Raw genomic sequence first — 746 nt, forward strand, 5'->3', positions numbered from 1 at the left:
ATGCGTGTCTATTTTGAAAAACCTCGAACAACTGTTGGATGGAAAGGTCTTATCAATGACCCTCACCTAAATGATTCATTTGAAGTTGAAGAAGGCCTGCATATTGGCCGCCAACTACTAATAGACATTTGCGATATGGGCCTACCTACCGCTACCGAAGCACTTGATCCAATCTCACCACAATACTTGCAAGATACAATTTCCTGGTCTGCTATTGGTGCGCGTACCACAGAGTCCCAAACACACCGCGAAATGAGTAGCGGTTTGTCAGTTGCAATCGGCTTTAAGAATGGCACAGACGGCGGCCTTGGCGTTGCGATGAATGCACTTAAATCTGCATCACACCCTCATAGCTTTTTAGGGATTAATCGCGAAGGACAAGTATCGGTAGTTCGCACTAAAGGCAACCCATATTCTCACGTTGTCTTGCGTGGTGGTGGCGGTAAACCTAATTATGACTCAGTTAACGTTGCACTATGCGAGCAGGAACTTGAGAAAGCAAAACTTAGTAAGAACATAATGATTGATTGCAGCCACGCAAACTCAAACAAAGATGCTAACCTGCAGCCACTGGTTATGCAGGACGTTTGCAATCAGATCATCGACGGCAACAAATCTATCGTTGGCATTATGGTTGAGAGCAATCTTAAGTTTGGTAACCAATCGATTCCTGAAGATTTATCTCAGCTTGAGTACGGCGTATCAGTTACCGATGCTTGTATCGACTGGGAGACAACTGAAAAATC

1 protein-coding gene is annotated in these 746 nt (G+C 44.5%); it reads left to right on the forward strand.

Going from position 1 to position 746, the window contains the following annotated elements; all coding sequences use genetic code 11:
* A partial coding sequence (locus tag A3766_RS01245; RefSeq protein ID WP_068641505.1) for a 3-deoxy-7-phosphoheptulonate synthase occupies positions 1-746 on the forward strand: 746 nt, incomplete at both ends.

The sequence above is a fragment of the Oleiphilus sp. HI0132 genome (assembly GCF_001635845.1).